20 protein-coding genes are annotated in these 20,981 nt (G+C 35.8%); 16 read left to right on the forward strand and 4 right to left on the reverse strand.

The window, feature by feature from the left end; all coding sequences use genetic code 11:
- The first annotated feature begins 38 nt into the window (after positions 1–38).
- The 3 genes from argB (at position 39) to argH (ending at position 3,455) form a co-directional block, all read left to right on the forward strand.
- A complete protein-coding gene (argB, locus tag KIK00_RS00480) occupies positions 39–833 on the forward strand; it encodes an acetylglutamate kinase (RefSeq protein WP_255814618.1) in 795 nt (264 codons plus the stop codon).
- Entirely contained in the window at positions 808–1,890 is a 1,083-nt protein-coding gene (locus KIK00_RS00485) for a M20 family metallo-hydrolase (RefSeq protein WP_255814619.1), read from the forward strand. The genes argB and KIK00_RS00485 overlap by 26 nt, the downstream gene beginning before the upstream one ends.
- 260 nt (positions 1,891–2,150) lie before the next feature.
- On the forward strand, positions 2,151–3,455 hold the full coding sequence (gene argH, locus KIK00_RS00490) for an argininosuccinate lyase (protein ID WP_255814620.1): 1,305 nt from the start codon (positions 2,151–2,153) through the stop codon (positions 3,453–3,455).
- A gap of 314 nt (positions 3,456–3,769) precedes the next feature.
- Here argH and KIK00_RS00495 read toward each other — a convergent pair whose 3' ends face one another.
- Positions 3,770–4,231 (reverse strand): Lrp/AsnC family transcriptional regulator, encoded by a 462-nt coding sequence (locus tag KIK00_RS00495; protein WP_255814621.1) that lies wholly within the window; start codon positions 4,229–4,231, stop codon positions 3,770–3,772.
- 239 nt (positions 4,232–4,470) lie between these two features.
- Here KIK00_RS00495 and KIK00_RS00500 point away from each other — a divergent pair, with 239 nt between their 5' ends.
- The 8 genes from KIK00_RS00500 to KIK00_RS00535 all read left to right on the forward strand — a co-directional run bounded on the left by KIK00_RS00500 (position 4,471) and on the right by KIK00_RS00535 (position 12,323).
- Positions 4,471–5,361, forward strand: a complete 891-nt coding sequence (locus tag KIK00_RS00500; protein ID WP_047376748.1) for an aspartate carbamoyltransferase catalytic subunit — start codon at positions 4,471–4,473, stop codon at positions 5,359–5,361.
- 92 nt (positions 5,362–5,453) lie between these two features.
- Positions 5,454–6,536 carry a carbamoyl phosphate synthase small subunit gene (locus KIK00_RS00505; RefSeq protein ID WP_255814622.1) on the forward strand — a complete coding sequence of 361 codons (1,083 nt, stop codon included), beginning with the start codon at positions 5,454–5,456 and terminating at the stop codon, positions 6,534–6,536.
- Between the two features lie 11 nt (positions 6,537–6,547).
- Positions 6,548–6,847: a four helix bundle protein gene (locus tag KIK00_RS00510; RefSeq protein WP_370647727.1), complete on the forward strand. Its 300-nt coding sequence runs from the start codon at positions 6,548–6,550 to the stop codon at positions 6,845–6,847.
- A 108-nt stretch (positions 6,848–6,955) separates the two neighbouring features.
- The gene (gene carB / locus KIK00_RS00515) at positions 6,956–10,135 is read left to right on the forward strand and encodes a carbamoyl-phosphate synthase large subunit (protein WP_255814623.1); all 3,180 of its coding nucleotides are present in this window, start codon (positions 6,956–6,958) and stop codon (positions 10,133–10,135) included.
- A 121-nt stretch (positions 10,136–10,256) separates the two neighbouring features.
- Positions 10,257–10,700, forward strand: a complete 444-nt coding sequence (locus KIK00_RS00520) for a hypothetical protein (protein WP_255814624.1) — start codon at positions 10,257–10,259, stop codon at positions 10,698–10,700.
- Positions 10,701–10,709: 9 nt separating this feature from the next.
- Positions 10,710–11,168 carry a hypothetical protein gene (locus tag KIK00_RS00525; RefSeq protein WP_255814625.1) on the forward strand — a complete coding sequence of 153 codons (459 nt, stop codon included), beginning with the start codon at positions 10,710–10,712 and terminating at the stop codon, positions 11,166–11,168.
- A 124-nt stretch (positions 11,169–11,292) separates the two neighbouring features.
- Complete coding sequence (locus KIK00_RS00530) at positions 11,293–11,664, forward strand: hypothetical protein (RefSeq protein WP_255814626.1); 372 nt, start codon at positions 11,293–11,295, stop codon at positions 11,662–11,664.
- Positions 11,665–11,822: 158 nt separating this feature from the next.
- Entirely contained in the window at positions 11,823–12,323 is a 501-nt protein-coding gene (locus KIK00_RS00535; protein WP_255814627.1) for a hypothetical protein, read from the forward strand.
- Between the two features lie 83 nt (positions 12,324–12,406).
- Here KIK00_RS00535 and KIK00_RS00540 read toward each other — a convergent pair whose 3' ends face one another.
- Positions 12,407–12,808: a nuclear transport factor 2 family protein gene (locus tag KIK00_RS00540; protein ID WP_255814628.1), complete on the reverse strand. Its 402-nt coding sequence runs from the start codon at positions 12,806–12,808 to the stop codon at positions 12,407–12,409.
- Between the two features lie 239 nt (positions 12,809–13,047).
- Between KIK00_RS00540 and KIK00_RS00545 the strand changes: the two genes are divergently transcribed.
- The 3 genes from KIK00_RS00545 (at position 13,048) to KIK00_RS00555 (ending at position 17,733) form a co-directional block, all read left to right on the forward strand.
- A complete protein-coding gene (locus KIK00_RS00545; RefSeq protein WP_255814629.1) occupies positions 13,048–15,060 on the forward strand; it encodes a TonB-dependent siderophore receptor in 2,013 nt (670 codons plus the stop codon).
- A gap of 362 nt (positions 15,061–15,422) precedes the next feature.
- Positions 15,423–16,697 (forward strand): PepSY domain-containing protein, encoded by a 1,275-nt coding sequence (locus KIK00_RS00550; RefSeq protein ID WP_255814630.1) that lies wholly within the window; start codon positions 15,423–15,425, stop codon positions 16,695–16,697.
- A complete protein-coding gene (locus KIK00_RS00555) occupies positions 16,681–17,733 on the forward strand; it encodes an alpha/beta hydrolase (protein ID WP_255814631.1) in 1,053 nt (350 codons plus the stop codon). The genes KIK00_RS00550 and KIK00_RS00555 overlap by 17 nt, the downstream gene beginning before the upstream one ends.
- A gap of 151 nt (positions 17,734–17,884) precedes the next feature.
- Here the strand turns inward: KIK00_RS00555 and KIK00_RS00560 are convergent, their stop codons facing one another.
- Positions 17,885–18,898, reverse strand: a complete 1,014-nt coding sequence (locus KIK00_RS00560; RefSeq protein WP_255814632.1) for a hypothetical protein — start codon at positions 18,896–18,898, stop codon at positions 17,885–17,887.
- Positions 18,899–18,928: 30 nt separating this feature from the next.
- On the reverse strand, positions 18,929–19,783 hold the full coding sequence (locus KIK00_RS00565; RefSeq protein ID WP_255814633.1) for a hypothetical protein: 855 nt from the start codon (positions 19,781–19,783) through the stop codon (positions 18,929–18,931).
- Between the two features lie 69 nt (positions 19,784–19,852).
- Here KIK00_RS00565 and KIK00_RS00570 point away from each other — a divergent pair, with 69 nt between their 5' ends.
- Complete coding sequence (locus KIK00_RS00570; RefSeq protein ID WP_255814634.1) at positions 19,853–20,371, forward strand: Crp/Fnr family transcriptional regulator; 519 nt, start codon at positions 19,853–19,855, stop codon at positions 20,369–20,371.
- A 53-nt stretch (positions 20,372–20,424) separates the two neighbouring features.
- Positions 20,425–20,970 carry a DinB family protein gene (locus KIK00_RS00575; RefSeq protein WP_255814635.1) on the forward strand — a complete coding sequence of 182 codons (546 nt, stop codon included), beginning with the start codon at positions 20,425–20,427 and terminating at the stop codon, positions 20,968–20,970.
- The last annotated feature ends 11 nt before the right edge of the window (positions 20,971–20,981 follow it).

The following is a 20,981-nucleotide window of genomic DNA, read 5'->3' on the forward strand; positions in this document are numbered from 1 at the left end:
CAAGGATAGAAGAGGTAAGGATCTCAAAAAGTTTACAAATGAAAGAAAAGTTATACATCATAAAAATTGGCGGAGCTTTAATTGATGATGAGGAATTATTAACTCAATTTTTAGAACAATTTTCTGAAATTCAGGAAAAGAAGATCCTTGTACATGGTGGAGGCAAATTGGCTACAACGCTGGCTGATAAGCTGGGCATTGAGCAGAAAATGATCAACGGAAGGAGGATCACGGATAAAGAAACTCTGGATATTGTAACGATGGTGTATGCGGGAGGAATCAATAAAAATATTGTTGAGAAGCTGCAGCATAAGAAATGCAATGCCATAGGTTTTTCCGGAGCTGATGGAAACTTAATCAAAGCTAAAAAAAGAGTACATCCTGAAATCGATTTTGGATTTGTTGGAGATATCAATAAGAAAAGTGTGAACAGGAAGCTGGTTTCAAAACTGATCAAGCTGGATCTTGTTCCTGTGTTTTCAGCAATCACCCATGATAGAAAAGGAAATCTTTTCAATACCAATGCAGATACCATTGCATCTGTAATGGCACAGGCTCTTTCAGAGAAATATGAAGTTGAATTATTGTATTGTTTTGATAAAGAAGGAGTTTTAGAAGATGTGAACGATCCTGAATCAGTAATCAAAAGTGTTACTGAAGAAGATTTTACTGTATTAAAAGAAGAAGGAAAGCTTCACAAAGGGATTTTACCCAAACTTGAAAATGCTCTGGGAGCCATAAAAAATAATGTAGATAAAGTGTTTCTGATCAAAGAAACAGAATTGAAAAACCATATAGAAAATCATCATGCAGGAACTGAAATCTGTTTATAATAAAGAAGAGCTATTGAATAATGCGGTCGGATTGCTTAAAAATTTGATTGAGATTCCTTCATTCAGTAAAGATGAGTTTAATACATCGGTAGAAATTGAGAATTTTTTCAAAAAACACCAGATTCCTACCAAACGTTTTAAAAACAATATCTGGGCGGTGAACAAACATTTTGATGTTTTTAAACCTTCCGTTTTGCTGAATACCCATCATGATACGGTAAAACCTAATAAAGCTTATACGCTGGATCCTTTCGTTCCTATTGAAAAAGACGGTAAACTGTTTGGATTGGGAAGTAATGATGCCGGAGCTTCTTTGGTTTCTATGGCGCAGGTTTTTTTACATTTTTATGATAAAGAAGATTTAAAATATAATTTAGTTATTGCTTTGACGGCAGAGGAGGAGATCTCAGGATTTGACGGAATTGAAGCTCTGTTTCCGCAGCTGCCCAACGTAGAACTCGCCATTGTAGGAGAACCCACGCAGATGAATCTGGCGATTGCAGAAAAAGGACTTCTTGTGATTGATGGAGAAATGAAAGGTACTCCTTCTCATGCTGCTCATCCTAATAATGATAACTCAATTATAAAATGTTTGCAGGATCTGCAGAATATTTTAGACTTTAAATTTCCAAAGGTTTCAGAATATCTGGGAGAAGTTAAAGTTACTTTATCAGGAATTCATGCAGGAGTACAGCATAACGTCGTTCCGGAATCGTGCAATTTTACGCTGGATGTGAGGGTGACAGATGAGTATTCTAATCAGGAAGCATTTGAAATCATCCAGTCTCAGATGAAATCTACTTTAACGGCGAGATCATTCAGACTGAATTCTTCAAAGATTGAAATGGATCATCCGTTTGTAAAAGCGGGGATTGAAATTGGAAGGACAACGTATGGTTCGCCCACCTCTTCAGATCAGGCGATTATTCCATGCACATCGGTAAAATTGGGCCCTGGAGACAGTAGGCGCTCTCACACTGCAGATGAATTTATCTATATCCACGAAATAGAAGAAGGAATAGAAATCTACATCAGAATTTTAGAAAAAGTGTTATAAAAATGGAAGATGGGTGTAGGAAGAGGGAAGTTATTACAGTATGTTATTAGCTTCCAGTCTCCAGCTTGAGGCTTCCAGCACAATATATGTTTTGACTCCGCCCGGCAGGCAGTGAAGTTTAGTTTTTAATAAGATTTATGCAAAAAGAAAATTAGAAATGAAAGCTTTGGATAAGGAAATGTTTTTTTATAGTTAATAGTAATAAGGATTGCCTTGCCGGGCATGTCAAAACCAACAAATGTTTTAAATCAAATTGTATCATGAAAAAAATATGGCAGAAGGATGACCTTGCCACCAATATATTAGTCAATCAATTTACAGTCGGGAAAGATCTTGACTTTGACGAGCGTTTAGCCAAATATGACGTTAAAGGTTCTATGGCACATTGCAAAATGCTGGCAGAAACCGGAATTATCACTCAGGAAGAATCAGAACAGATGTTGTTTGTTTTGAATACTATTTTAAATAAAATTGAAGATGGTAGTTTTGAAATTGATAAAGATGCTGAGGATATCCATTCTCAGGTAGAAGCTATTCTCATTGAAGAATTAGGCGATACAGGAAAGAAAATCCATACAGCAAGATCAAGAAATGATCAGGTTTTACTGGATATAAAATTATACTTACTGGATGAGATCCGTGAAATAACTGCTCTTACAGACGAGTTTTTCCAGATTTTAATTCAACTGGCAGATCAGCATAAGAATGTTTTACTTCCAGGATATACCCATTTGCAGATTGCGATGCCTTCATCATTCGGATTGTGGTTTGGAGCTTATGCAGAAGCGCTTTTAGATGATGTGGAAATGTTGTTTTCAGTAAAGAATATCATTAATAAAAACCCACTGGGGTCTGCAGCTGGTTATGGTTCTTCGTTTCCGATCAATCGTGAAAGCACCACGTATAATCTGGGCTTCCAGTCGATGAATTATAACTCGGTGTATGCTCAGATGACCCGTGGAAAGTCGGAAAAAATGTTATCAATGGCAATGGCTACTTTAGCCGGAACACTTGGTAAGTTTGCTTATGATGTTTGTCTGTATCTGAGCCAGAATTTTGATTTTATCAGTTTTCCAAAGGAATTTACAACAGGAAGCAGTATCATGCCTCATAAAAAGAATCCGGATATCTTTGAGCTGGTTCGTGCACGGTGTAACAGAATCCAGTCACTTCCAAACGAACTGATTCTTCTGACAAGTAATCTGCCTTCAGGATATCACAGAGATGTACAATTGACCAAGGAAATTCTTTTCCCTGCGATAGATTCTTTAAAGGAATGTCTGGAAATCTTAAGCTATACTTTACCCAATATTCAGGTAAAAGACGGAATTCTGGAAGATGAAAAATATAAATACCTTTTCAGCGTAGAAAAGATTAATGAAGAAGTGAAAAGCGGAAGCTCATTTCGTGATGCTTATGTGAAAGTAGGGCAGGAGATTGAGAACAATGCGTTTGAGTTTGAACCTGGAAATTTGGAACATACCCACCAGGGAAGTATCGGAAACCTCTGTCTGGATAAAATAGAATATCAGTTCAATAAACTGAAAAATAAATTATTGGGTTAGAATCTAAGCCATTAAGGTCATCAAAAATTTAAGCAAAAAATCAGTGGAATTTCTAAAATTATTTTAGCCTGCTGTCTTTTCGTTGTGAAAGCCTTAATCTTATAAATCTTATCTGCTTAAGTGATCTTAATGGTTGGATTTTACTCTGCTCTTTGAATTTGATGATTGATAAACCGAAGCATTAAGGTAGATGAAGACTGTAAGGTAAGTTAAGAAAATCTGCGTTTTTTAGCTGTATAGTTTTAAAATTCGCTTGCGAATTCCTTAATTATCTTTCACCTCTTAAAAGCTCTTAATGGTTTAATTAAAAGAATTTATTCCAGATCAATTTTAAACTTGGTAGATTTTTTCACTTCATGAAGTACAATAGAACTGTGGTATTGCCCGATGTTAGGAATGTTTGAAATAACATTCACGGCAAATTCATTATAAGAATTAATGTCTTTGGCAATGATCTTTAGCATGTAGTCATACTCTCCGGAAAGGCTGATGATTTCCTGTACTTCATCATATTTTCCGATGTGCCCCTCAAAAGTCTCCAATACTTTCTTGGATTGTTCTTTAAGACGGACATTACAGTAGACTACAATATTTAGCCCCAGTTTTTCACGGTTTAAAAGTCCTACATATTTCTGAATGATCCCATGTTTCTCCAATTGTTTGATTCGCTCATACGTAGGAGTAAAGGTAAGACCAATCTTTTCGGAAATTTCTTTAACCGATAATGTAGAGTCTTCCTGAATAATGCTGAGAATCATTTTGTCTTTTAAATCCATAAAATAATTTGAGTTGTAACAAAAATATTAATTTTAAATGAGAATAAGGAAATACTGAGGTTTTTAATTTATTTTAAACTTTGTTTTTGTGGGTTCATAAAATTGTTGTATCTTTGCACCTAATGAATAAAAAAGCATTTATATCATTAGATTTACCGGGCGAAAGCGCCCTTTACGATATTTATTGTTATTAGCGAAGATTGTTGTCTTCGCTTTTTTTATGCCCAAAAATAAGAATTATGTTTACGATTACAGAACTAAGCACCGAGAGAATCAACAGTATACTGACAGAAGCGCTGGCTTTTGCGAACGGTAAAACTGCTAAAATTGAAGGAGAAGTTTTTTGCTCAAACCTTTTCTTCGAAGACAGTACAAGAACGAAAACAAGTTTTGATCTTGCAGAAAGAAAACTGGGACTTCAGGTAGTTCCGTTTGATGCATCACACAGTTCGGTAAACAAAGGGGAAAGCCTTTATGATACAGTAAAAACCATTGAAAGTATAGGAGTAAATCTTGTGGTAATCCGCGATAAGAAAGACAGATACTTTGAAGAACTGAAAAATATTAAGATTCCTGTAATCAATGGAGGAGACGGAACAGGAAACCATCCTTCACAATGTATGCTGGATCTGATGACCATCTATCAGGAATTCGGAAAGTTTGAAGGATTAAAAGTAGGAATTGTAGGCGATGTAAAACACAGCCGTGTTGCCAATTCAAATGCAGAGGCATTAAGAAGATTAGGTGCTAAAGTATACTTTTCAGGACCCGAACAATGGTTTGATGAAGGAGCTTTGATCAACGGGACCTATCTTTCAGTAGATGAGCTGATTGCTGAAGTAGATGTTCTGATGTTATTGAGAATACAGCATGAAAGACACGATGCCGCCATGAGTTTTACCGCTTCAGAATACCATAAAAGATATGGACTGACCAAAGAAAGAGAGAAAGCCATGAAAAAAGGAGCAGTCATTATGCACCCAGCACCCATCAACAGAGGAGTGGAAATAGATTCAGATCTTGTAGAATGTGAAAGATCAAGAATCTTCAAACAAATGGAAAACGGTGTTTTCGCCAGAATGGCCATTTTGAAAGAAGCGTTGGAAGAAAAAGGGTTTACCTTTAAATAAGTTGTAAAAAATAAAATGTAAAAAGTATTCATGAATACATTAGTACGTGAATACATTGTACAAAAAAATAATAGAAAATCTAATTTTTAAAAATGAAGAAAAAATTAATACTGGAGTCCGGTGAAGTGTTTCATGGAGAAGGTTTCGGAGCAGAGTTGGAAACTGCAGGAGAAGTAGTTTTCAATACCGGAATGACAGGATATCAGGAATTGATTTCTGACCCGTCGTATTGTGGTCAGATAGTTTGTATGACCTATCCGCTTATCGGAAATTATGGTATTAACCGTGATGATTATGAAAGTATTGAGCCGGCAATCAAAGGGCTTATCGTAAAAGAACTTTGCGATCTTCCTTCCAATTTCCGTACTCAGATTACTTTAGATGAATTATTTAAAAAGAAAAACCTTTCAGGAATTTCAGGAATTGACACAAGAAGACTGACAAGAATTCTTCGTAACTCTGGAGTAGTAAAAGGAAAAATTGTAAACGCTGATGCGGATGACGCGGCAGTAGCTTCTGAATTGAAATCAACAAATTTCCCAACCAATCAGGTAGAAGAGGTTTCAACAAAAACACCTTATGCTAACCCTAACAGAGGTTTCAAAGTAGTATTGGTAGACTTCGGTGCAAAATTGGGAATTATCAGAGAACTGTCTCAAAGAAACTGTGATATCATTGTGGTTTCTCATGATACAACGGCAGAAGAAATCTTATTGATGAATCCGGACGGAATCATGCTGTCAAACGGTCCTGGTGACCCGGAAGATGTACCACACGCTTTAGATATGATCAGAGGATTATTAGGAAAAGTTCCAATCTTCGGAATCTGTTTAGGACACCAGTTAATTGGCCTTGCTTGTGGAGCAAAAACTTTCAAGCTGAAATTCGGACACAGAGGAGGAAACCACCCGGTATTGGATTTAGAGAAAAATACAGTAGCCATTACTTCTCAGAACCACGGATATGCGGTAGATCAGGAAAGTTTAAAAGGAACAGATCTTATCGAAACTCATATTGCATTAAACGACAGAACCAACGAAGGATTAAGACACAAAATCCACCCTTGTTTCTCTGTGCAGTATCACCCTGAAGCGAGCCCTGGCCCGGAAGATGCAAACTACCTGTTTGATGAGTTCATTGATCTAATGTACCAATTTAAAAATGTACCAGTTTAACAATAATTAAAATGATCAATTTCGAAAACAATCCTTTAATTGAAAAAACCGTTAAGTTCTCATTAGATATTATAGAGTTCTGTGAATTATTGGAAAGTAAAAAGAAATTTATTATTGCTAAACAATTATTACGTTCTGGAACAAGTATTGGCGCAAATTCTTTTGAAGCACAAAATCCCTACAGTAAAAAAGATTTTGTGAATAAAATTAAAATTGCTGCTAAAGAGCTTGAAGAAACAAAATATTGGTTATATCTGTGTAAACATTCTCAAAGTTATCCATTAATGAAAACTTGGAAACACAGATTATAGAAATTGGAAAGATTATTTATAAAATTTTAAGCACAAGTTTATCAAATGAAAACGGACAGTAACATTGTTACACTGTTAGATTGATAAATTGTTACATTTTAAACCCCTATGAAAAGAAACGATATAAAAACAATTTTAGTAATCGGTTCAGGACCTATCATCATCGGTCAGGCAGCTGAATTTGATTACGCAGGAACGCAGGCTTGTCTGTCTCTGAAAGAAGAAGGCTACAAGGTAATTTTGATCAATTCAAATCCTGCAACAATTATGACAGATGTGGAAATCGCGGATAAGGTATATATCGAGCCGATTTCATTACAGTTTGTAAGCCACATCATCAGAAAAGAACGTCCTGATGCATTATTACCGACACTAGGAGGCCAGACAGGTCTGAATATGGCGGTAGAATTGGAAAAATCAGGAATTCTTGAAGAATGCAAAGTGGAAGTATTGGGAACAAAGCTTTCTGCAATCAACAGAGCGGAAGACAGAGACCTTTTCCGTGAGCTGATGAGAGAATTGAACGAGCCGGTTCCGGAATCTGATATCGTAAATACGGTAGAAGGAGCACTTGCTTTCGCAGATGAAATCGGTTATCCTGTAATTGTTCGTCCTGCCTTTACAATGGGAGGAACAGGAGGAGGTATTGCTTCCACAGAAGTTGAATTGAAAGAAATTGCCGAATTAGGATTAAAGCACAGCCCAGTTACCCAATGTTTGATTGAAAAATCAATCGCTGGTTTCAAAGAAATTGAATACGAAGTAATGCGTGATGCAAACGACAACGCCATTGTGGTTTGTAACATGGAAAATATAGACCCGGTAGGAGTTCACACAGGAGACTCTATCGTAGTAGCACCTTCTCAGACCCTTTCAGACAGAGAGTATCAGTTATTGAGAAATGCTTCATTAAAGATCATCAGAGCTTTAGGAATTGAAGGAGGATGTAACGTACAGCTGGCTTTAGATCCGCATTCATTTGAATATTATATCATTGAGGTAAACCCGAGAGTTTCCCGTTCATCAGCTTTAGCAAGTAAGGCAACAGGATACCCGATTGCAAAGATTGCTGCAAAGATTGCTGTAGGATTAACGCTTGATGAGATCATGAACCCGGTAACAGGAAAAACATATGCATGTTTTGAGCCGGCTCTTGACTACGTAGTAACAAAATTCCCAAGATTCCCATTCGATAAATTTGAAACTGCAGACAGAAGACTTTCTACTCAGATGAAAGCGACAGGTGAAGTAATGGCTATCGGAAGAAACCTTGAAGAATCTTTACAGAAAGCCATCCGTTCATTAGAAACAGGAATCAAGCATTTAGGATTAAAAACAAAACAGGCTGAGGCACTTACTGCTGAAGAAATCGAAAGAAGAATCAGAGTATGTGATGATGAGAGATTATTCATCATCGGAGATGCTTTAAGAAGAGGATACGACTGGGAACAGATCGTAGAATGGAGCAAAATCGACAAGTTCTTTATCTGGAAACTGAAAAAGTTAGTTGATTTTGAAAAAGTAATCGCTGCCAACAAATTTGATAAAGAAACATTAATTGAAGCTAAGAAATTAGGTTTCGCAGATATCAATATCGCAGTTCTTTGGGATGTAAAAGAACGTGAGATTTTCAACTTCAGAAAAGAAAATGGAATCATGCCGGTTTACAAAATGGTAGACACTTGTGCGGCTGAATTTGAAAGTGAAACCCCTTATTTCTACGGAACTTACGAAGAAGAGAATGAAAGTGTTGTTTCAGACAAAGAAAAAATCATCGTACTAGGTTCAGGACCTATCAGAATCGGACAGGGAGTTGAATTTGATTACGCAACTGTTCACTCAGTATGGGCGATCAAAGAAATGGGTTACGAAGCCATTATTATCAACAACAACCCTGAAACGGTTTCTACAGACTTCTCAATCTCTGACAAATTATACTTTGAGCCGCTTACAGAAGAAGATGTAATGAACATCATCGAGCTTGAAAAGCCAAAAGGAGTGGTAGTACAGTTCGGAGGGCAGACTGCGATCAACCTTGCAGATAAATTAGCCTCTCATGGAGTACAGATCTTAGGAACTTCATTAGAAGATCTTGACAGAGCCGAAAACAGAGATAAATTTGAAAAAGCACTTCAGGAACTTGGAATTCCTCAACCAAAAGGAAGAACTTCAACTTCGAAAGAAGAAGCTATAGAAATTGCTAACGAGATCGGTTACCCGGTATTAGTACGTCCAAGCTACGTTCTTGGAGGTAGAGCGATGGAAATTGTATATGCAGAAGCAGAATTGGCTCACTACATGGAAAATGCAGTTGAAGCAAGCCCGGAACACCCTGTATTGGTAGACAAGTACATGGTAGGAAAGGAGATTGAAGTAGATGCCATCTGTGACGGTGAAACTGTAGTGATTCCTGGAATTATGGAACACATCGAAAGAGCAGGAGTTCACTCCGGAGACTCTATCGCAGTGTATCCGCCGCAAAATATCTCCCAAAGCGAAATTGATACTTTGGTAGACTATACACAAAGACTGGCAAAAGGATTGAAGGTTATCGGATTAATGAACATCCAGTACGTTCTTTTCGAAGGAAATGTATACGTAATCGAAGTAAACCCTCGTTCTTCAAGAACAGTTCCTTTCTTATCCAAAATCACAGAAGTTCCAATGGCTAACCTTGCAACAAAGGCAATCCTGGGACAGAAACTGAAAGATTTAGGATACAAAAACGGATTGGTACCAAACAAAGAAGGAGTATTTGTAAAAGTACCGGTATTCTCTTTCTCTAAACTAACGAAAGTTGATATCTCTTTAGGCCCTGAAATGAAGTCTACAGGAGAAGTTATGGGGAAAGATACGACCCTTGAAAAAGCGCTTTATAAAGGATTGGTTGCAGCAGGAAGAAAAGTTCCTATGCACGGATCTATCCTTTTTACAGTAGCAGATAAGCACAAAGAAGAAGCAGCAGCGCTTGCAGCAAGATTCCATGAAGTAGGATTCAGAATCTGGGCTACGGAAGGTACAGCGAAATTCTTCGGAGAAAAAGGAATTCCTTGCAAAATAGGATACAAAATAGGAGAAGAAAGTGTAAATCTTATCGACCTGATCCAGAAAGGAAAAGTTCAGTATGTTGTAAACACTACTACAAAAGGTAAGCAGGCTGAAAGAGACGGATTCCAGATCAGAAGAATGAGTGTGGAAAACGGTGTTCCTTGTTTAACTTCAATGGATACTGTAGAGGCCATCTTAAAAGTAATCGAAAGTATGAGTTTCAAAATGGAGACGATGTAATTTCGAACTAGAATAAATATTAAAATCCCACAAGTTTTCTTGTGGGATTTTTTTATCAATTAATCCAGAAAAAATAAAGGATTCTGTTTACTTTTGCAAAAGCCATTTAAACTCCAGTACAATGAGTATAAAATCAATTACGATAGGATTTCTATGTTGTATTTTCGTAGCAGTGCTTTCAGGATGTTCCTGGATAACTGATTTCTATATTCAAAACCTGACTGACTCCAAAAAAATAATTAAGATCAATTACAGTTATCCCATCTCAAAAGCAATTGATAATGAAGCCGACAGCTTTGCATTTAATTATGAAAGTGGAATATTGTCACCTCGGTCTTTCTATAAAATCAAAAATCCAAAGTCTCTTGAAAAAATAGAAATAAAAGATTCTTCCATTGTTCTTGAGCTTTATCCAAATTCAACAACAAAAATTTACAAAAGCCATAATGGAAGCTGGAGATATAGGATTAAGAGTGTTGAGATTAATGGAACCATTTTTTATCCTTCAGAATTAATAAATAAAAACAGATATATCAGTAAGGATTATGTTTATAAAATTAATTAAAAGTTGACTATGAATTTTTATTTGAAAATACAACGGGCTTTTCTAAAAAGCGTAATAGCGTTTATACTTATTATTGGTTTTCAGGCCAAAGCTCAAAAATCCGAGTTTAATATTGTCGGAAACTGGGAATCCATTGATTACTGGAAGAGTAAAGGCAAAGCAGGCTTTACAAAAGATGGATATGTATCCATTACAATTAACGGAGAAGAAATTGACGGCAAGAATTTTATCATCCACGGAGGTCCTAATAATGGACAAAAGGGAGAACTAAAATATAAAATTGATATGGATAAAACACCAATTGAAATTGATTTTATTGCAGTAAAAGATAATCAGGAAAAAGGAAGACTGCTAGGAATTATAGTTCCGGTTAACGATTCAAAATTCCTTATGCTGATCAACATGAATGGGAAACGGCCTGAAAGTATAGATCATGATGAAACAATGACACTTACAAAGATTGAATAAAATTGATCTGAAAACAATTCAAACCTCATAGATTTCTGAAATCTATGAGGTTTTTTCTATAAATTTTATAATTTAGGTCAGTAAATATTTCGATTAAGAATATCGTGGCATTATCAATTATTTTATGAAAAAAAAAAATTTTGCATTCACTTTTGTATTGGGAGTTATATTTATTCTCAATATCAATTTTCCATTAAGAAAGCAAAATATCTATGGAAAATATATTAACATGAATTTTGATAAGCCAATTTGCTGTGTGGAAGCTCCTCATACCGCTGATACTTTAGTTTTATATAAAGATAATACGTTTAAAAGTAAATTTTACGGGATTGGGACATATAAATTAGATAATGGAATAAATCCTGAAATAGAACTTCATTATACAGATTTTGGTCAGTCAGCTGCTTATAAAACCTATTTTTTAAATGGGATTTTTGAAAAACCTAAGATTGTTCTAAGTGCGGATTCGAATCATTATTATGAAAAACTTGATTGAAAAAGCATAACTCTCAACTAATTATCAATCATTTTTATCACACCATCTTAAAAATGCATTTATGTTTACCGAATTATTTATAAATTAGAGCGTTAAAATTCAAGCTGTTATTATTATTTAAAAAACTAATAAAAATTCCACCAAATCAAAATATAACCATGGCAGAATATTACGCAAAATCAAGCAATTCTTTATCTTTTGAAGTTACAAGAGAAGAAAAATTAATTGGAAAACTTATTTATACAAGTTGGTTTAAATTTAATGCTGTCATTGAAATTGCGGATGGTCAGACTTATCAGGTGGAACCAAAAGGGTTTTGGGGGACTACCATTGAGCTCAAAGATCATGAAAGAGTTCTTTTGAAATTCAGGATGAACTGGAATGGGGAAATTGTGGTGCAGACTTATTTTGATGGCGTGAAGAGTGGCTATCTTTTTAAGCACAGAGGCATCTTTAAAGAATCATTTGTCCTTACAGATCAGGAAGGAGTTGAGCTGATGATTATAAAGCCCAATCTGAAATGGGCTTCCCTGAATTACGAATACCAGATTACAACATCTGATGCGTTTGAAAGCTTTCCGGAAAGAGAAATTGTTTTAATTAATGCACTGCATTGTGCCAATTATTATATGTCGATGATAGCATCTGCCGTGATATAAAAAATAGTTTTAAACCTTAACAGAAATATCATTCTGACGCAGGAAGAATCTCATTTACTATCAATAAACTAGATAGTTCTTAATTACCTATCTAAAGCCTTTGACACAGCTAAACTATCTTCCAATAGTCTGTAGCGTATAATTTTATCATTATGAATACGCATCTGAATACAGAATAAAGACTCTACAATATTACCCGTTACAAGCATTTTTGTCGCAAATTCTCCTGTAATAACTACATTTTCATCATCGTTGAAGATGTGGTCAATTTTAGCAGAAACGGGTTCTGTATTTTTCCATAATAGTTCAAAAAAATCAGATATTTCCTGTTTGTTCTTCCGTTCTCCAAGCCAGGGCGCTTTTTGCTCATCTCCAGGTATATACCAGTCTACTGTGTCAGAAAATAGGTTGATCAATTCTGTAAGATTTCTCTCCGAAAGAAACTGAAGAAATTGCTGAATGTTCTCTTGGATATTGTTGCTCATTGTTGAAATTTATAATTAAGAATAGATTCATTAAAGGTATTAATATAAGAAAAATCTAAATTCCAATTACACAGAATACTATTTTCAAAGGAAATAATCAATAGTAATATCATTTCAGATTTTAATAAAACTCTCTATTAATGGGCTATTTCATTAAGTAAGTTTTATGATTTGTGTCATATTTTTATTTAGAATTAATAAAAATAAGATAATTTTGCGGAACTAACTTAATTATAAAAATGAAAAAAACTATTATTTCTGCAGTTCTATTAGCCGTAAGTATGCTGAGGGCCCAGGAAACGGATACTATTAAAGTGGCTGAAATCCAGTCCGTATCCCTTCAGGGAACCCATAACTACAGAACCAAAAAATCTGAATCCATAGCAAGACTTCCTCTGGAAAACCTTGAAAATCCTACTGTTTATAACCTTGTTCCCAAAGAAATCATCAGTGAAATGGGAGCAATGGATTTCAACACAGCAATGGCTTCTGCTCCAGGAGTGGTTGTAAGCAACAGTGTAAACGACAGCGGGAATGATATTTTCATGAGGGGATTCAGTTCCAATGCAAGTTTCAGAAACGGACTGATCCAAAACCCAAGAGTACAGTCTGAGATTGCTAATATTGAAAGAGTAGAAGTAATTAAAGGGCCATCCGGAACCTTATTCGGAGGAACTTTAGCCAACTACGGAGGTGTGGTGAATATAGTCACTAAAAAGCCACAGGAAAATTTCGGAGGAATTATCAATTATACTACCGGAAGCTGGGGAATGAACAGAATTACAGCAGATGTGAATACTCCATTGAATAAAGAAAAAACAGCATTGGCTAGATTCAATGTTGCAGCGTATTCTCAGGATTCTTTTCAGGATGCAGGCTATAACAAAGGTTTGTTCTTCTCAGGAAGTGTTTTGTATAAAGTAAGCGACAAAACCACAGTAACACTTGATACCGAGTTCCACGCACCAGACAAAACATTGAATGCTTACGTAAGAAACTCAGAAAAACTGACCTTGCATTCAATGAAAGATCTGGAAGTTGCCTATAAAAGAGCATTTACAAGTAATGATATCGGTTCCAAAAGAACAAACTTTGTAACGATGGCTGAGGTGACTCATAAACTCAATGATCAATGGACCTCAAGAACATCTTACCAAAGAGGTGAAGCCAATGAAAATGAATCTATCTTTTTGGTTCTTAAATATTTGAATAACAATCAGGTAGAAAGAATGATCCGTCCTTTCGACAGCTTTAAAGTGACGACAGATAATATCCAGCAGAATTTTACAGGAGATTTTAAAATAGGAGGCCTAAGAAACCGCTTGGTTGTAGGAATAGATTATTTCCAGCAAAGAACAAAATATCAATTCCCATACTATGAAGCCAACGGATACAGCAATGTTTTCATGCCTTATGACAAAGTGAATCTCGACAGCTCTTCAGCGTGGGATCCTATCTCAAGAAACAAATTCATGAATAAGGAGAGAAAATCCACAGAATCGGATATTACAACATTCAGAACGATTAGTGGTTATATCTCTGATGTGTTGAATATCACAGATAACTTACTGGTAATGGCCAGTTTGAGAGTAGACAGCTATAAAAATGATGATACAGTGGTAAACGGTGTAGAGGTTTCAACCAAGAATGGATATCCGGAAAATAAAGCTACAGGCTACAGCCAGACACAGTTTTCACCAAAGTTCGGATTGGTTTATGAAATTGTAAAAGATCAGATCTCATTCTTCGCCAATTATGTGAATGGATTTAAAAACTACGCTCCGTCACTGAATGAAGTCGGTGTTTTGACAAAATGGGATCCGGAACAGGGAAATCAGATTGAAACAGGTTTTAAAGTAGATCTTTTCCATAAAAAATTACTGACAACGGTGAGCTATTATAATATTAATGTAAAAAACAGACTGGTTGCGGATCCGGGTGGAATAGGAAGTATGCAGGATGGTAATATCAAAAGTCAGGGACTGGAAATAGGTATCATTGCCAACCCTTTCAGAGGATGGAATATCGTTGCCGGATATGGATATAACGATAACAAATATGATGATCGAAGCAAAGACAGCGGAAAAAGAATCGCCTGGACCCCAAAACATGTAGCTAACCTATGGACAAGCTACAAAATTATGGATGGAGCTTATGAAGGACTTGGTTTCGGAGCCGGATTTAATTTTGTAGACCAAACATATATCAACATTGTAAATCATTTTTTCTTGCCCCTCCTTATACAACGGTAAGTGCTACAATTTTCTATGACAAGAAAAAATACAGAATCGGTCTGAAAATGAATAATGCTTTGAATGAAAACTATTGGAACTTCTACGGACAACCACAGAAACCAAGAGAAATCCTTGCCAATTTTGCATTTAAATTTTAATACCTGAAAAAACAGAAAATAATCTCAACGAAAATATAAGGATGAAAACCGCAAAGGTGCAAGTGTTTGATTTATAATACATACCTATTTCTGATGCCTTCAAATATGCTAAAGTAAATGGCAGCAAGGAATAACTCTTTTCACTTTACAAACATGCCGTTATAAATTGTATTGCGCCTTTGCATTTTCTACAATTACATTCTTGAGTAGATGAAAACAGATATGGAGAATAAAAAAACTAATCCTAAAAAAAGGCAGGGGAAATCCCTTACCAAAAGAATCACTGGCTGGCTGCATCTTTGGCTCGGACTGGTTTCAGGAATCATTGTGCTTACAGTTACACTTTCGGGGACTGTATTTGTCTTTTGTGACGAAATCATAGACCTGTGCGGCGGAAATGCTAAATACGTTCAGGCACCGGCTCATGCTAAAAAAATGACACCTGAAGAATTGCTTGCCCGGTTTCATCAACAGGTTCCGGACAGAAAAGCATTCTATTTTGATACTTATAAAGAAGCAGACAGGAGCTTTAGAGTAGCATCGGCAACGAAGCCGCCTAAAGACAAAAACGCAGATAAAGCAGAAAAACCAAAGAAGAAAGGTCGTGGCCCAAGAGGAGTATTTGCCTATCATTACCTTGATCCTTACACCGGAAAAGTCATCGGTTCTACAAAAAGCTATGAATTTTTTTATGTTGTAGCCCATATTCATGCCCAGCTGCTGGCAGGGAAGTTCGGAAAAACCGTAGTCGGAATTGCGTCTATCATCTTTTTTGTCCAGCTTATCAGCGGATTGATCCTTTGGTGGCCTAAAAAATGGAACAAAACAACAAGAACAACAGCTTTTAAAATCAAATCCGGAACAAAATGGCGTAGGAAAAACTACGATTTTCATAATGTATTTGGCTTTTATTCATTGCTTCCGGCAGTGTTTATTACCATTACAGGACTGATTATGGCGTATGAGGTCTTAACCAATCTTACCCAGCAGGCTTTTGGTGGAGCTGTAGATGCTCATACCATTGCAGAAAAGTATGAGCCAAAATTTGATCCTGAGAAAAAAGCTTTAACCTATGCTGATTTTGTAGACGAAAAATTCAAGGAATTTCCAGAGGCGAAACAGTTCAGAATGAGTATTCCAAGAAATGATTCAGCAACAGTCTATCATGTGGTTGCAGCTCAGTTTATTGGCTTAAAAAGCCTTGTCAACGGAAAAAGCATGGAAACGGATAAATACACAGGAAAGGAAATTGATTATCCTAAAGAAGTTCAGATGCATGAAGTGATAGAGCATATGAATTTTGATCTTCATGTAGGATATTGGGGCGGAATGTTCGGTAAAATATTCACCTTCATTATCGGAATTATCTGTACAAGTCTCCCGATTACCGGATTCCTGATCTGGTGGGGCAGAAGAAACAAATCGCCAAAAAAGAATAAAGAAATTAAAAACATTCATCAACACAGAAAAGATTCACACCATGAACAGCTGGTTTAAAATTATATATCTTCCCTTATTTTTACTTTTCATAGTAGGAAAAGCTCAGGAAAAACTGACAATAGGAGAGAAGCAAAACTTATTTTCAAAAGTTTTAAACGAAAACAGGGAAATTTGGGTTCATCTGCCTAAAACCTATAACGATAATGCCATCAATCCTGCAAGATATCCGGTGATCTATCTCTTAGACGGAGAAATCAATTTTGAATATTATTCAGGATTAGCGGATTTCATTGCCAGAACTCCGTATGCCGATATTCCGGAATGTATTGTAGTAGGAATTAAAAATACAGAAAGAACAAGAGATCTTACGCCAACGAAAGCTCAGAAGAAAAGCCCGGTAAATACAGATATTATTCTTTTTGCAGACAGCGGAGGAAGTGAAAATTTTGTAAAATTTATGCAGGAAGAGCTGAAACCATTCATCAATAAAAACTACAGAACTCAGGACTATTCTGTGTTGGTAGGTCATTCTTTCGGAGGATTATTTGCTATCAATACATTTCTTTCACATCCTGATTATTTCAATGCCTATGTTGCTAATGACCCGAGCTTATGGTGGGATAACAAAATTATGATTTCAAGATCAAAAGACTATTTAGAAAAGAATAAAAAGTTTCCGGCAAAGAAATCCTTATATGTTTCCCAGGCAGATAATGAAGAACAGCAGAAAAACTGGAATTCCGATATGACGCAGGCAATTGAAGAGTTTAAAGGGATCATAGAAAAGAACGGATCTCTGAACTATAAACATAGTTTTTTTGAAGGAGAAACCCACGGAACTGTTTCTTATCCAGGGAATTATGAGGCTTTAAAATTCATATTTAAAGGCTTCAGGACGGATATAAAGCAACTTGCTAAAAATCCCCAACTTCTTGAAGAAGATTATAAAAAGTTTTCCGAAAAAATGGGAGCAGACTTTATCCCATCGGAAGCTTATTTGAATGTAGTGATCAAATTCATGAAGAGCAATAGTTTTAAAGAGTCCGAAACCTATTTTATGAATCTGAAAGATAAATATTATCCTAAGAAATAATGAATTTAAAATAAAAAGCAAATCCGCTTATAAACAGATTTGCTTTTTTTATGCATTATAATTCTAAAATGAAGTTTGGCTAAAGCCAATGGATTATTGTTTTTTCTCGCAGATTTTGCTGATTGCGCTGATTCTTTCCAAGAACCCTTTCTTAATGTCTATTATCACAATTGATTGGAAAATCTTTCTCCTTTTGATCTAAAAAACTAATAGAGGGACATCCAAAAGACTGCGCAATGAACCCAAAAATAACAGGAGGTTTTCCTTTAAAAAGATAACCTGTCCACTGGGAAGCATTGACTTTATCGGCATCTATTCCATAAAGAGGCCTGAATTCTCCACCATCACTTCCTGCAAGACTAAACGTCTTCTCAGCAATCTTTTCTTTACGATCATTGATGGCTACAAGCTTGCGTTCTGTGACATTTCCTTCTTCAAGATAATCCTGCAGATAATAGGTCATATTATCATACTGTGCCTGATAAGTCTTTCCGTGAATCAATCTTGATTGGCTAAAGTATTTTTTTGAAACATCAGTACTTGCTTTTTGCCATTTTATAGCCTGCATTTTATTTTCTACGAAAGGATTTTTATTCCCAAAATAGGCGATGGCATTATTGTATCGGTCGTACTCTGTTGTTTTTTGGTGAGTGGCTACCTGAAATCCCATCATATAAGACTCCGGATCTAATTCTTCATCATCTGAATAAGGACTTAAATAAGCTACTGCCTTTAATTGGCTGATCGGCATTCTTTGAAGTTTATTAGAACCGTACTCATAAATATACAATGAATCATTTTCAGTGAGCTGAATTCCGTTGAGCAGTTTTTTTCTGCTGGGAGCATCCAGTTCAAAATGTTGGCGTTCTTCAAAAGACATCTGCTTCTGATTTTTAATAATATCTGCAGGAACAGGCTGCTTTCCTTTATAGACATCTGAAACAGAAATGAAAATATCCATATCAGAATTTTTTTCCGCAGATGAAATGACAGATAAACTGAAAATATTAAAATGAGTATAATCTATTTTCTCTTCAGTTTTTACTGTTTTTAAAGTATCATTCGTGGTTTTTGTTTCTGTGGTAGCTGTTTTCTTCTCTTCTTTCTGACAGCTGAGAATAACCAGTTGAAAACATAAAAGGGTTGCGATAGTTTTGATCTTCATCTTTGTTAATAGTTACGAGTTTATTATATTCTAATTCATTTTGTAGTAAGGCTCTGAAAAGTATTTGCTTGGTTTGATGTAAGCCATTTTCCTTTCTGCATCAAAGATCCAGATAAACCTGCGGAGCATATCAGCACCGAGATAACTCACATTTTGTGTTTTCAGTTCTCCGGAGAAATATCCTACGGAAACATCTTTAAATACACTATTTCCCAGCTTGAAATATGGAAGAATGGCCTGTTTGGTCGTTAAAGTTTTACCTTCAGAATTTTTCAGTGTCTTCTCTCCTGTTACCTTCAGTTTTTTATCCAGATTCTTTGCTTCAGCAAACTCGTTACTGTAAAGAAGCGTTCCTGAAAATCCGGATTGCAGTACAAAATATGCTTCCTGCTGTTGATCACCATCAATAATATTATCTGCTGCAAGATAAAACCCATCATGGTCTAAAATAATATTGACAGGCTGGTAACCTTTCAGGTCTGGCATTTTATCATACATCACAAACTGATTGTTGTCGTAATCAATTTTAAATGCTTTCCCTTCAAAAATACTGGTGCCGATTTTTCCGTCAGCTTCATGTCCGGTTAGTTGATTATCAAAAAAGCGTACATTTTTCTGGGTGATTTTCCCAATTTCTACGGTATTATGGTCACTGACTTCATCTTTGTTGAAAACAATATGATCCGCTTTCCGCTTTCGTTCGGGGGAAATTGAATAATCTTTCATTGCGATCTGGAACATCAGGTCCAGCGAATCTTTTTTGTTGACAAGGGTCTTCACAATGATATTATTGTGTTTTGTGATCCGGAAAGGAATGGTTTGCTGGGCTTTCATACCGGAAAATCCAATAGAAAGCAGCATGAAAAGGACTGTTCTTTTGAGCATTATCAGTGATTAGTGTTTTAAAACTTTAAAATTACCTATTATCTTTGGAAAAGCAAATAATAAAATGAAATGGTTGAAAAGTTACTTCAAAGCGGAATCCATTGGGAAGAGAAAGAATTCAAACGAAATGAGTTCCTGAAGATTTCTGGCAGTACAGATACCTCTATTTATTTTATTGAAAATGGAAGTATCCGGATTTTTATGATGGATGAAAATGAAGAAAGAATCATTCGTTTCGGATACACCGGAAATATTATTGTCAGCCTGGATTCCTTTTTATCAGGGAAACCTTCGGAGCTTTATATTCAGGCGATTAAGAAAACAACAGTAAAAATAGCTTCAAAAAAAACTTTTTATGAATTTGTACAATCCGGTGAAAAACACCTGAAATTTTGGATGAGTATTCTGGAAGATCTGGTATTGCAGCAGCTAGAAAGAGAAAAAGATTTACTCATCAATGCTCCGGGAGAACGCTTTGAGAGAGTTTTAAAACGAAGCCCGAAGCTGTTTCAGGAAGTTCCCAATAAATACATTGCTAATTATCTGAGGATGTCACCGGAAACTTTATCAAGGCTTAAAAAATCTTGAGTTCAGTCAAGATTTAAGAATGATCTGTTCAGGATATTTGCATAAAAAACGTAATGAAAATTTCAGCTTCAGCATTATTAGATGAATTAAAGGAAAGAACCAGCCAGCATTTAGAATATGCGCAGACCCTCACCCTAAAAACAGAAGAAGAGCTGAATTTCAGAACTTCAGCAGACAGCTGGAGTACATTAGAATGTCTGGAACATCTCAATCGCTACGGAAATTTTTATATTCCTGAAATCAGCCATAATATTTCTTCTGCCGGGAAGACTCCACAACCTTATTTTAAGCCTGGAATTCTTGGGAATTATTTTGCTAAAAGTATGCTTCCCAAAGAGAAACCGAACAAGATGAAAACGCTTAAAACAATGAATCCTATCCACAGCCAGATGAATAAAGGGGTAATTGATAGCTTCATAAAACAACAGGAAAAATTACTTGAATTATTGGAAGAAGCCCGACACACGAATCTGGAAAAGGTAAAGACTAATATAAGCATTTCAAAGCTGATCAAGCTGAAGCTGGGAGATACCTTCCGTTTTGTTATTTATCACAATGAAAGACATATTGGGCAGATTCAGAGAATACTCAATTCATAAAAGTTGGAGTT

This window comes from Chryseobacterium sp. MA9 (genome assembly GCF_024399315.1).
Lineage (GTDB): Bacteria > Bacteroidota > Bacteroidia > Flavobacteriales > Weeksellaceae > Chryseobacterium.

What these genes read in the sequence shown, in the direction of transcription:
- argB (WP_255814618.1), top strand. Translation starts at nt 39, where the DNA reads ATGAAAGAAAAGTTATACATCATAAAAATTGGCGGAGCTTTAATTGAT.
- KIK00_RS00485 (WP_255814619.1), top strand. Translation starts at nt 808, where the DNA reads ATGCAGGAACTGAAATCTGTTTATAATAAAGAAGAGCTATTGAATAAT.
- argH (WP_255814620.1), top strand. Translation starts at nt 2,151, where the DNA reads ATGAAAAAAATATGGCAGAAGGATGACCTTGCCACCAATATATTAGTC.
- KIK00_RS00495 (WP_255814621.1), bottom strand. Translation starts at nt 4,231, where the DNA reads ATGGATTTAAAAGACAAAATGATTCTCAGCATTATTCAGGAAGACTCT.
- KIK00_RS00500 (WP_047376748.1), top strand. Translation starts at nt 4,471, where the DNA reads ATGTTTACGATTACAGAACTAAGCACCGAGAGAATCAACAGTATACTG.
- KIK00_RS00505 (WP_255814622.1), top strand. Translation starts at nt 5,454, where the DNA reads ATGAAGAAAAAATTAATACTGGAGTCCGGTGAAGTGTTTCATGGAGAA.
- KIK00_RS00510 (WP_370647727.1), top strand. Translation starts at nt 6,548, where the DNA reads ATGATCAATTTCGAAAACAATCCTTTAATTGAAAAAACCGTTAAGTTC.
- carB (WP_255814623.1), top strand. Translation starts at nt 6,956, where the DNA reads ATGAAAAGAAACGATATAAAAACAATTTTAGTAATCGGTTCAGGACCT.
- KIK00_RS00520 (WP_255814624.1), top strand. Translation starts at nt 10,257, where the DNA reads ATGAGTATAAAATCAATTACGATAGGATTTCTATGTTGTATTTTCGTA.
- KIK00_RS00525 (WP_255814625.1), top strand. Translation starts at nt 10,710, where the DNA reads ATGAATTTTTATTTGAAAATACAACGGGCTTTTCTAAAAAGCGTAATA.
- KIK00_RS00530 (WP_255814626.1), top strand. Translation starts at nt 11,293, where the DNA reads ATGAAAAAAAAAAATTTTGCATTCACTTTTGTATTGGGAGTTATATTT.
- KIK00_RS00535 (WP_255814627.1), top strand. Translation starts at nt 11,823, where the DNA reads ATGGCAGAATATTACGCAAAATCAAGCAATTCTTTATCTTTTGAAGTT.
- KIK00_RS00540 (WP_255814628.1), bottom strand. Translation starts at nt 12,808, where the DNA reads ATGAGCAACAATATCCAAGAGAACATTCAGCAATTTCTTCAGTTTCTT.
- KIK00_RS00545 (WP_255814629.1), top strand. Translation starts at nt 13,048, where the DNA reads ATGAAAAAAACTATTATTTCTGCAGTTCTATTAGCCGTAAGTATGCTG.
- KIK00_RS00550 (WP_255814630.1), top strand. Translation starts at nt 15,423, where the DNA reads ATGGAGAATAAAAAAACTAATCCTAAAAAAAGGCAGGGGAAATCCCTT.
- KIK00_RS00555 (WP_255814631.1), top strand. Translation starts at nt 16,681, where the DNA reads ATGAACAGCTGGTTTAAAATTATATATCTTCCCTTATTTTTACTTTTC.
- KIK00_RS00560 (WP_255814632.1), bottom strand. Translation starts at nt 18,898, where the DNA reads ATGAAGATCAAAACTATCGCAACCCTTTTATGTTTTCAACTGGTTATT.
- KIK00_RS00565 (WP_255814633.1), bottom strand. Translation starts at nt 19,783, where the DNA reads ATGCTCAAAAGAACAGTCCTTTTCATGCTGCTTTCTATTGGATTTTCC.
- KIK00_RS00570 (WP_255814634.1), top strand. Translation starts at nt 19,853, where the DNA reads ATGGTTGAAAAGTTACTTCAAAGCGGAATCCATTGGGAAGAGAAAGAA.
- KIK00_RS00575 (WP_255814635.1), top strand. Translation starts at nt 20,425, where the DNA reads ATGAAAATTTCAGCTTCAGCATTATTAGATGAATTAAAGGAAAGAACC.